At 65.8% G+C, this 8,434-nt stretch carries 9 protein-coding genes; 4 read left to right on the forward strand and 5 right to left on the reverse strand.

Annotation, left to right across the window (positions count from 1 at the left end; all coding sequences use genetic code 11):
* Window positions 1–50 precede the first annotated feature (50 nt).
* Complete coding sequence (locus tag A9W96_RS17615) at window positions 51–1,121, forward strand: dihydrodipicolinate reductase (protein WP_067141664.1); 1,071 nt, start codon at window positions 51–53, stop codon at window positions 1,119–1,121.
* A gap of 45 nt (window positions 1,122–1,166) precedes the next feature.
* Window positions 1,167–2,141 carry an LLM class flavin-dependent oxidoreductase gene (locus tag A9W96_RS17620; RefSeq protein ID WP_067141642.1) on the forward strand — a complete coding sequence of 325 codons (975 nt, stop codon included), beginning with the start codon at window positions 1,167–1,169 and terminating at the stop codon, window positions 2,139–2,141.
* Between the two features lie 3 nt (window positions 2,142–2,144).
* Here A9W96_RS17620 and A9W96_RS17625 read toward each other — a convergent pair whose 3' ends face one another.
* Both A9W96_RS17625 and A9W96_RS17630 read right to left on the reverse strand, forming a co-directional pair.
* Window positions 2,145–3,257 (reverse strand): ABC transporter substrate-binding protein, encoded by a 1,113-nt coding sequence (locus tag A9W96_RS17625; protein WP_067141645.1) that lies wholly within the window; start codon window positions 3,255–3,257, stop codon window positions 2,145–2,147.
* Window positions 3,258–3,269: 12 nt separating this feature from the next.
* Window positions 3,270–4,055: a spirocyclase AveC family protein gene (locus tag A9W96_RS17630; protein ID WP_067141649.1), complete on the reverse strand. Its 786-nt coding sequence runs from the start codon at window positions 4,053–4,055 to the stop codon at window positions 3,270–3,272.
* 210 nt (window positions 4,056–4,265) lie between these two features.
* Between A9W96_RS17630 and A9W96_RS17635 the strand changes: the two genes are divergently transcribed.
* Together A9W96_RS17635 and A9W96_RS17640 are read left to right on the forward strand one after the other, a co-directional pair.
* A complete protein-coding gene (locus tag A9W96_RS17635; RefSeq protein ID WP_067141652.1) occupies window positions 4,266–4,916 on the forward strand; it encodes a TetR/AcrR family transcriptional regulator in 651 nt (216 codons plus the stop codon).
* 15 nt (window positions 4,917–4,931) lie between these two features.
* Window positions 4,932–6,134, forward strand: a complete 1,203-nt coding sequence (locus A9W96_RS17640) for a cytochrome P450 (protein WP_066871400.1) — start codon at window positions 4,932–4,934, stop codon at window positions 6,132–6,134.
* A gap of 79 nt (window positions 6,135–6,213) precedes the next feature.
* Here the strand turns inward: A9W96_RS17640 and A9W96_RS17645 are convergent, their stop codons facing one another.
* From A9W96_RS17645 to A9W96_RS17655, 3 genes are all read right to left on the reverse strand, one after another.
* A complete protein-coding gene (locus A9W96_RS17645; RefSeq protein ID WP_067141655.1) occupies window positions 6,214–7,203 on the reverse strand; it encodes an alpha/beta fold hydrolase in 990 nt (329 codons plus the stop codon).
* 43 nt (window positions 7,204–7,246) lie between these two features.
* Entirely contained in the window at window positions 7,247–7,765 is a 519-nt protein-coding gene (locus tag A9W96_RS17650) for a lipoprotein LpqH (RefSeq protein ID WP_067141658.1), read from the reverse strand.
* A gap of 45 nt (window positions 7,766–7,810) precedes the next feature.
* The coding region (locus tag A9W96_RS17655; RefSeq protein WP_067141661.1) for a hypothetical protein at window positions 7,811–8,434 on the reverse strand (624 nt) is incomplete at its 5' end.

The following is an 8,434-nucleotide window of genomic DNA, read 5'->3' on the forward strand; positions in this document are numbered from 1 at the left end:
GCCCCGGCTTTCGCGTTCGCGCGGCGCGCACGCACCTGAGGAGGAACAAGATGACGGCTCATCGCGTGGTGGTGTGGGCGACAGGAGGCATCGGCTCGATCGCCATCCGCGCCATTTCGCGGCGCCCCAATCTGGACCTGGTCGGCGTGTGGGTGCACTCGGAGGACAAGGTCGGCAAGGATGCCGGTGAACTGGCCGGCGGTGAGCCGATCGGGCTGAGGGCCACCAACGACGCCGACGCGCTGATCGCGGCCAAACCCGACTGCGTCATCTATGCGGCCAGCGGGCCGGAGCGCGACGCGTTGGCCATCCCCGATTACGTCAAGCTGCTCGAAGCCGGGATCAACGTCGTGACCACGAGTACCACGCGGTTGGTCAACCCGCATGCCTACGAGCCCGCCGAATGGCGCGACCAGCTGGTCGCCGCGGCCAAGCAGGGCCAGGTGTCGCTGTACGCGTCGGGAATCGAGCCGGGTTTCGCCGCTGACTATCTGCCGCTGGTGCTGTCCACGCAGTCCAAGAACATCCGCCGGATCACGGCCAGCGAGGTCGCGTTGAACGACCACTACCCGGTCGCCGACGTGATGATGGATGGGATGGGCTTTGGCCGGCCGCTCGAGTTCGAGCCGATGCTCAAGACCCCCGGCTTCATCGAATTAGCTTGGCAAGCACCGATTTACCTCATGGCGGCGGGACTCGGTGTCGAGGTGGAGGAGATACGCGGTTCGCTCGACCGTGAGCTGACGGACCGGGACATCGAGGTCGCCTTCGGCACGATAAGAGCGGGCACCTGCGGCGCGGTGCGCACGCGCGCCGCGGGGGTGGTCAACGGCCGCGAGGCCATCGTGATCGAGCACGTCATCCGGATGGCCCGCGCCGTCGCCCCCGCCTGGCCGGCGTCGGCCTGCGACGCCACCTATCGGGTCGACATCGAGGGAGATCCCGACATCCACTGCGAGCTGACGCTGGGCGATACCGAAGGACACGGGGCCGGGCGGGCCGCCATGGCGGCCACGGCCATGCGCGTGGTCAACGCGATCCCGTATGTCGTCGAGGCGCCGCCGGGGCTGCTGAGCTCGCTGGACATTCCCATGGCGCTGCCGCTTTACGCCTTCGACTGAAGGTGTAACGTGCATCACCAAGATTAGGCCACCTAGGAGTTTGCCGTGTACACACTGCGCTTCGACATGCGCGATCCCGAATGGGCTGCGCCCCCAACCGATCTGTACGCCGCGGCTCCCGAGATGTCCGCGTGGGCCGAGGAGCACGGTGGTCTGGCGGCCGTCCTGTGTGAGCATCACGGGTCCGACGACGGCTACCTGCCGTCACCGTTCCTGCTGGCCTCGGCGGTGGCGGCGCGAACCCAGCGCCTGGCGCTGAGCCTCATTTTGATCCTCCCGTTCTACGAAACGGTCCGCCTCGCCGAGGACATGGCGGTGCTCGACATCATCAGCAACGGGCGGGCGTCGTACATCCTGGCCCTGGGCTACCGGCCCGAGGAGTTCGAGCACTTCGGCGTGCCGATCAAGAAGCGCGGTCGCCTCTGCGACGAGAAACTCGCGCTGCTGCGGCGACTGCTCGCCGGTGAAACCGTCGTCGAGGACGGGCGGTCGATCACCGTGACGCCTCGGCCGCTGACGCCCGGCGGGCCGGGACTGATGTGGGGTGGCGGAACGGTCGCGGCGGCCCGCCGGGCCGGCAGATACGGACTGGGCATGCTGGGCAACGCCAACGCGCCGGGCATGCGCGAGGCCTACGAGGAGGCCTGTCGCGAGCACGGTCATCAGCCCGGACCGACGATGTTTCCCGACCGCAACACGCCTTCGGTGGTGTTCGTCGCAGACGACGTCGATCAGGCATGGAAAGAGATCGGCGAGCATCTGCTGCACGACGTGCGAACGTATGCCGCGTGGAATCCCGGGGACGAGACGACGGCCGGCTTTTCGCACGTCAACACCATCGACGAGCTGCGTGAGACACCGACGTCGCACGTGATCATCTCTGTGCCCGAAGCGATTTCGCGCGTCAAGGCCGGTCAGGTGCTCAACCTGTCGCCACTGTGCGGCGGGCTGCCGCCGGACATCGCGTGGCCGTATCTGAAGCGGGTGGGCGAGGTCGTGCTGCCCGAGGCCCTCGGCTGACCCCTACTCCTCGCCGAACCGGTCGACGAGGTGTGAGTTGACTCCGTCGGGGTCGAGCCGCCGCGCCACCAGGTAACCCGCGCCCACCCAGGCGCGGCGCGACCAGTTACCGAACGACACCCGCGTTCCCGGGGCGCCGGATGCGGCCGGCATCATCTTGACCCGTTCGAGCGCCTCCTTCACGCCGCGCGGGCTCAACGGGTGGGCGTCGGCCAGCGCCCGCAGCAGCGTGTGCGCGACGTCCCGATTGACCACCGGCACACACCATTCCGGTCGCCGGCCGTAGGCCTCGTGGTACTCGTCCAGGAAGTTCTGCCCGACCGTGTTGCCTTCGTCGTACTGGTCGACCCCGGTCCAACCCATGAACGCATTCCACATGATGGGGTTGAGCCAGGCGTTCTGGAAGGCGGTACCGCAAAACCGGGGCGGATCCCAGCCCAGCGCCTCGAGCGCCGGGTTGACGAACACGATCCCGAAGCCGAACCCGCAGTGCACGATCGCCTGCGCCTTCGCGTCGTGCAGCGCCTGGACCGCGGCCGTCACGTCCCCGGCGGTCTGGGCGATCGACGCCTCGGCCACGATGCGAATGTTCTTGCGCTTGCACGCATCCCGGAAGTTCTTCAGATATGCCTCGCCGACCAGGGACTGCTCCACGAGCACGCCGACCTCGGTGTGACCGCCCTTGGTGAGCAGGCCGGACCAGAAGATCGGCTCGTCGGTGTGCGAGCCCATCGGGTAGGCGAAGAACCACTCGCCGAGCGCGGCGTCGGACCCGGTCACGCTGATGCACGGGACCTTGAAGCGCTCCTCGATGGCCTCTCGGGTCGGGATCGCGTTGTCCCCGATATTGGGCCCGAAGATCGCCAGGCAACCCGCGTCGCACAACTCGCCGTAGGCGTCGATGACCGCTTTGACCGATCCCTTGGGCAGACCCTCCACTTCTCGGTAGATGATCTCGATCGGTCGATCGATCAGCCCTTGCTCGACGCCCTTCTTGAAGACCAGGTCGAACGGTTGCGTCAGGTCCTCGAAATAGGTCTTTGGAAAGCCCTCGGGCAAGCGGAAGTCCATCAAATAGCCGATTTTGATCGGCTCCGCGGTGCTCTCGTAACCCATGTGATCGCTGCCTTATTTGGGTTGGTTGGGGACGCCCGGGTACAGCTGCTCGGTCGGCCCCGCGGTGACGTAGCCGCCGAGCTTCGTAATGAGGTGCGGCGCAAACACCGCCCCGTAGACCAGGTGTCCGACGACGATGACGGCCAGGATCGTGAGCACCGCTGACTGGCCACGGCTCTTCGCCCTCTTATCCGCCCACATGTCGATGACGTTTCGTCCTTGCGCATCGGTGCGCCCGAGCAGATACGTGAACAGCATCATCTGGATGCCCATGGCCAGCGAGTCGTAGAGCGGGTACTGGTGCTTGGTCCCCTCGAAGATCGCTAGGCCGGGAATCACGTACCCGTAATAGAAGTTGCCGAGGTGCGCGCCGGTGAAGGCGTTGAAAAACAATGCCCAGCAGATACCGACGACCAGGCCGACCACAAGCAGGGTAATCGGCCTGCGCCAGTTGAACTTTGCGCTCAGCCACCGTCCGAGGGCGGCCCCGGTCACCGCAGGAATGATGAAGTAGGAGACGTAACCGATCGGCACCGCTGATGGCAACCCGCCCCACGTCACGTTCAACGGCCACCAGGACGGCATGCGCGGCAGCGCGGGTGGAAACTGTGCATACATCGCCCAGTCGTAGGGTGACTCGATCCAGGAGAACGAGATCGCCGAAATGCCGAGAAGCAACAGCGGGTGGATGCGACGGCGCCGGTAGCTCAGGTAGATCCCCGCGATCAGGAACGCGATGCTCGCGATGTAGGAAAAGTACTGGGCCCCGGCCATCGCGGGCGTCATCTGGGTGTTCACCGGCGACCCTCGTCGCTCGGCGCGCGCCGCGCCTCGGGGTCGAAGCGCAGCACCAGGCCGAATATCAGAACGATCAGTCCGAACAGCGTGCCGAGCATGATGACAGCGCCCATGGTGTCACCCTTCCGATGGTTTCGCTTTAAGGTAGTGGATACTATCCTATCGAGATAGTGGATACTATCCCGAAGGCCCTTCGAGGAGTGGACATCGGTGCCCCAGCGAGCAATTAAGCACCCGTCGCCGGCCACGGTGGCGCGTCGCCCCCGTGGCGAGCCGCGCCGGCTACTGCTCGACGCCGCTCGGGAGCTCTTCGCCGGCCAGGACTATCGCAGCACCACGACACGTGAGATCGCCCAGGCCGCCGGCGTCACCGAACACCTGCTGTTCCGCAACTTCGGTTCGAAGGCCGCGTTGTTCCGCGAGGCGCTCGTCGTCCCCTTCGTGAACTTCGTCGACGAATTCGGCCAGACCTGGCAGTCGGTGGTTCCCGAGGAGACCGACGAGCAGGAACTGACCCGGCTGTTCGTCTCGAAGCTCTACGACGTGTTCGTCGAACATCAGGGTCTGCTGTTGACGCTGATGGCCGCCGACAGTCTCAGCGACGACGAGAAGGTCGACGCCGGCATCGCCGAGATCCGCCGGGCGGTCACGGTGCTGGGCCAAATCAGCGTGGAAGGCATGCAATTACGGGGATTGCGGTCCGATCACCCCGACCTGCCGGCGCACTCGACCGTGTCGATGATCGCCGGCATGGCTGCTTTGCGTTCGACCTACTTCGGAAACAATCCACCGCCGCGGGAGGTGATCGTTGAGGAACTCGTCCAAGCACTCTTACATGGCTTCTTGCACCGCAACGACTGAGATAGGGATCCGACAATGACAAGCCCCAGCGCCGTCGAGTTGTACTACGACCCGTTCGATGTCGAGATCGACGACAACCCGTACCCGGTGTGGAAGCGGATGCGCGAAGAAGCCCCGCTGTACTACAACGAGAAGTACAACTTCTATGCGCTGAGCCGGTACGACGACGTGGTGCGTGAACTGCCGAACTGGGAGACCTACCGGTCCGGCCGCGGCACCACCGCCGACATCCTGTTCGCGAATATCGAAGTGCCGCCGGGCATTCTGCTGTTCGAAGATCCTCCGCTGCACGATCTGCACCGCAAACTGCTGTCTCGCGTCTTCACGCCCCGGCGCATGCTGGCCGTAGAGGATCTGGTGCGCGGCTTCTGTGTCCGCGAACTGGACCCGCTGGTCGGACAGGGCGGTTTCGATTTCATCGCCGATCTCGGTGCGATGATGCCGATGCGGACCATCGGATATCTCTTGGGCATTCCCGAGGCCGATCAGGAAAAGATCCGCGACCGCAGCGTCGCCAACATCGAACTGTCCAGGGATAGCGACCCGGCCGCGGTCGATGCCAATGTGTTCGCGAATTCCATTGCCTTGTTTGCCGAATACATCGAATGGCGGGCCGATCATCCCTCCGACGACCTGATGACGGAGTTGCTGCGGGCCGAGATCGACGAGCCGGACGGGACGCGGCGCCCGCTGTCGCGGACGGAGGTGCTGTCCTACACCGCGATGATCGCCGGTGCCGGCAACGAAACCACCGCCCGCCTCATCGGTTTCATGGGCCAACTGTTGTCGGATCACCCGGATCAACGCCGCGAACTCGTTGCGGACCCGTCGCTGATCCCCGGGGCGATCGAGGAGACGCTGCGGTACGAGCCGCCGTCACCGGTGCAGGCCCGTTACGTCGCGCGCGATGCCGAGCACTATGGGCGCGTGGTTCCGGAGGGGTCGTTCATGCTGCTGCTGAACGCGTCGGCCAACCGCGACGAAAGCCACTTCCCGGATGCCGATCGCTACGACATCCACCGCCGCGGAAGCCATCTCAGCTTCGGGCAGGGCCTGCATTTCTGCCTGGGTTCGGCGCTGGCGCGGCTGGAAGCGCGGGTGGCCTTCGAGGAAGTGCTGAAGCGTTGGCCGGACTGGGAAGTCGACTACGCGAACGCCCAGCGGGCGCACACCGCGAGCGTGCGCGGGTGGGCGCGCCTACCCGTCGTCACGCCATAGACCGGGCCTTTTCGTCGCCGAGTGTGAAGTTAGTTTCACCCTCGGCGACGAGCGTGAAGTTAGTTTCACGTTCGGCGAGCTAGGAGCCGCTGTGGTCCACCAAGACCGCGCCGTCGGGCTGGTTTCCCAAGGTCTGCAACGAAATATCGTCGCCTTGGGCGGTGAGGCGCACGATCTCGGCCAGTTGCCCCGGTGCGTCGCACTGCAGATAGTGGTCGGCGCCCGGAATCACCCAGTAGCGGTTGCGGCCCGGCTTGTTCCTTAGATACGTCTGCCAGACGTGGTTGGGGACCCGCAACGGTGCCACGTTGTCGTGGACGCCCCAAATCACCGTCGTGTTGACGTCGCTCGTGGAAAGCGCTTCCAGCCAACCCGTTTCGTCGGCGGCGCGCTCGTGCAGATACTGGATGGTGTCGGGCAGCACCCGGATTCCGTCATTGTGCGCAAAGCTTTTCGCCAGGGCGGCGATCTCCGGGTCTTCCAGCGTGCGTCGCGGCATGAACGTGCTCGCGCCCATGCCGGCCGCCAGCATCTCGGGCGTCGTCGCCGCCGCGGTGGCGCGCGCGGTCGCGGGGTCGAGCAGCGCGGTCTGGAATGCGGTGAGGTTGGCCAACGGAAGGTAGATGTTGGCGTTGGTCAAGATCAGGTCGACGGGTGCGGCCGACGGGTCCAGGGCGGCCAGCATGCTCACCGCGATCATGCCGACGCTGCTACCGCGGTCATGGGTCAGCATGCGGTATTCGGTGAGTCCCCACACTTGCGTGATCACATGGACGAGCAGGCGCGCGTCGTCGTAGAGCGAGTACGTGTAGGGCTCGGGTGGTTTGTCGGAAAGTCCGTAGCCGGGAAAGTCCAGCAGGTAGATGTCGAACTCCGCGCTCAGTTCACCCGCCAGTGCGAAATAGTCGATGCTGCTGGTCGGAAAGCCGTGCACCAACACCAATGCGGGCGCGCCGACGGTGCCGCACCGGCGGGTGAACACCGCGACCTCTGCGCCGTCGTTAGCCGCGGTCGTCGAGCGCCACCGCAGCTCGGTGCCGCCGTCTTGCCACTGCGCAAAGATGTCCAAGCTGTCAGCATCGCAGAGGCCGTCGTGGCAGACAACTATCTGCCTACGGGCACGTCACGTGAATGCCGAACGTGACGTCCCGCAAACCACTTTGGCCGGGTGTGGTCGCCTGGCCGGTCCCGGTCACCGTATAACTCTTGCCGTCCTTGGTCGCTTGCACCTGAGTCGGCGATTTCGTTCCCTGGTAAGGCAATTGGTACTGGCCGTTGTCCAGCTTGAGCGAAATGGCGAAGCCGTCGACGGTAGGTGGTTGCTCGTCGGACACGGCCAGCGACACCGATGCGGCATCGTCGTGCACGCCGATCCGGGTGGTCAGGTCGCCCGATTCCGGGGGAGACGCACTCGGTTGGGCCGCCGATCGCGTGCAGTCCACGGCGGCGATCATCGTGTGCTTGTTCCCGTCGATCATGACGGTGGTGCTCGCCAACGCCGGGCCCGAGCTCGGGGCGGCGGCCGGGTGATCCCCCTTGGATGAGCACGCCGGCAGGCCGGCCGCCAACGCCACCAGGCCGAGGGCGACAGCCGCGGGCGCGACGCACCACCGATTGTTCCGATTCGTCATCCGTGTCCTCCGCTAGACGCTCAAGAGGACTATAAAGCCTGTTCGTTACGGCCAGGCGTCCCAGCTGATCATGCTGCGCAGCGGCCCGGCGAACACCGGCCGCACCGCCGTTGAACGCCAACGCTCTTCGATGATCGGGGCCAACGCCCCGGTCGTGGCCAGCGGATCCTCGTCCAGGTAGATCACGGTGATGTACTGGTGATCGGTTCGCCAGCCCCGGGGCAGGTGGCTCCAGCCGGTGCTGGAACCAAACGTCCACGCGCCGGCCGTGCCCGGCGTCGCCAGCAGCGCCGGATAGTGCTCGGCATGCAACCACTGCAGCCAGTCGTCCGGCCGGCCGTCGGTGGGTTCCTCAACGATCAGCACGACGCCGCGGTGCGGGCGAAACGGCACCACCTCGGGCGAAACGAGCGCGTGTGGCGAGGATCGCCACTGCAGCAGCCGCAGCCCGGCCACTTGCAGGGATGGCCTGACGACGGGGAATCGGCCGTTGTCGCGCAGGGTGCGTCCGAGGGTCACGAAGTCGTCGAAGGTGTTCTCGACGGGGTCGGTGACGAGATACTGCACCGCGTTGCCGATCTCGCCCAGAGGTCCCTCGGACGCGAGGCGGTGGTCGGGGTAGTCGCCGTCGGCGATCCAGCGCAACCCGTGCACGATGCCGGGCAGCTG

The sequence above is a fragment of the Mycobacterium sp. 1245852.3 genome (genome assembly GCF_001669335.1).
GTDB lineage: Bacteria > Actinomycetota > Actinomycetes > Mycobacteriales > Mycobacteriaceae > Mycobacterium > Mycobacterium europaeum_A.

Coding starts and splice junctions, on each gene's coding strand:
- A9W96_RS17615 (WP_067141664.1), top strand. CDS start 51: ATGACGGCTCATCGCGTGGTGGTGTGGGCGACAGGAGGCATCGGCTCG.
- A9W96_RS17625 (WP_067141645.1), bottom strand. CDS start 3,257: ATGGGTTACGAGAGCACCGCGGAGCCGATCAAAATCGGCTATTTGATG.
- A9W96_RS17640 (WP_066871400.1), top strand. CDS start 4,932: ATGACAAGCCCCAGCGCCGTCGAGTTGTACTACGACCCGTTCGATGTC.
- A9W96_RS17650 (WP_067141658.1), bottom strand. CDS start 7,765: ATGACGAATCGGAACAATCGGTGGTGCGTCGCGCCCGCGGCTGTCGCC.